Origin of the sequence: Microvirga arabica (assembly GCF_016811235.1) — a bacterium.
GTDB lineage: Bacteria > Pseudomonadota > Alphaproteobacteria > Rhizobiales > Beijerinckiaceae > Microvirga > Microvirga arabica.
This window is the reverse complement of the sequence record NZ_JAFBID010000191.1, coordinates 1-1380: the sequence shown is the minus strand read 5'-3', so window position 1 is coordinate 1380 and position 1380 is coordinate 1. Positions and strand designations below refer to the sequence as shown.

At 57.5% G+C, this 1380-nt stretch carries 1 protein-coding gene; it reads left to right on the top strand.

Features of this window, described 5'->3' with window-relative positions; all coding sequences use genetic code 11:
- Positions 1-573: 3'-5' exonuclease (locus tag JQC81_RS32370; protein WP_312887637.1), on the top strand; the 573-nt coding region annotated here is incomplete at its 5' end.
- Positions 574-1380: the final 807 nt, after the last annotated feature.

Sequence of the window (1380 nt, the reverse complement as noted above, 5' to 3'; positions counted from 1 at the left end):
CATGTCGGGCGGGTTGCTCCAGGCCTGATCATCCAGAATGACCTAAGATGTCGAACAATGAAACAATCTGACCGGCATGTCGTCATCGACATCGAAACTGCTCAATCCTACGATCACATCATCGAAATTGCCGCTGTTGAGATCATCGGCAAGACCATTTCTTCTCGTTCGTTTGTCCGGAGGATCAAACCACGATCGGCCATGAGCCCGTTCTGTTATGCGGTCCATCGCATTTCATTGGCTGATCTGGAGAAAGAGCCGTACTTCGAACACATCATTCATGATCTGATCGACTTCGTCGGGGACGACAGGATTGTCGCGCACAACTACACCTATGAGTACAACACTCTCAGACGGGAGTTCGAGCGTGCGGCACGGCCGACGTACTCACGAGAGCGCTTCCTGTGCACCATGGCTCTGGCGAAGGGCGCGGGCCTGCCAGGCAAGCTCCGTCACGCCTGTGCGCAAGCAGGTATCAGCATTGATCACCTCCGGGAAGAGCACGACGCGTTGAATGACGCCCTATTGGCAGCCCATCTGTTTCTGAAGCTCACCCCGGCGGAGCGATCCTGACGGTTGCGGTAGCCACATGTTGCGGTCGTCGCAGCAGACGATGACATCCTCATGTAATCCAGGCCTGATAGTCCTCCAGCGGATTGAGGAGGATGTCATGTGCAACCGGCAGATCGACAGGCGGCCGACGCCGCCGGCGCCATCCAATGACAATGAGCCAAAAATCGTGACTGGCCCAATGGGACGGAAGCCAGCTTTCCTCCGGTCCGGGATCCTGTCGGTCGTTCTGGAGCGTACCGACCGTGTCGGATTGGAGCTAGTGGCAGATGGCGTCCTGACAATCCAAGGACGGGGCGCAGTCGGACAAGGCCCGGACGCACGCCGCTAAGCCTGTGTTCGTCAGCCTTTACTCGATATGGGTAGCTTTGGAACCCGTGAGCTTGGCTTCTTTTTTACTCACATCGGGCCTGGCCCGAGGCCAAGATGTTGAGTGAGGTGCCGCATGCCGCTCCATCAAACCCCTGTCGTTGAATGGCCTACGGAGCTCGCTTCTCTGCTGGAAGAGGCGTAGATCGCCTCTGGCAGGGACGGCGAACAGGTCTGTCGCATTGATGTCGATGTCGATGTGACAACCCTGCGGGCAATTCATGAGTTCGAGGCGCACCTGCGGCGCCGCCAAGTTCAACTCCGATTGGCTGGGAGCAACGAATGCGTGAGGGGCGAGATGAACCCGTCTTTTGGATTGGGCGCTCCGTCCGAGCGGATCGGCCATATCGCGAAAGTGCGCGTCATACCAAGCGGCGTGAAGACTGACTCATTAGGGGTTTTCAGGCGTGTGCCTGTCTGATTCCATGCTGGTGACCAGGA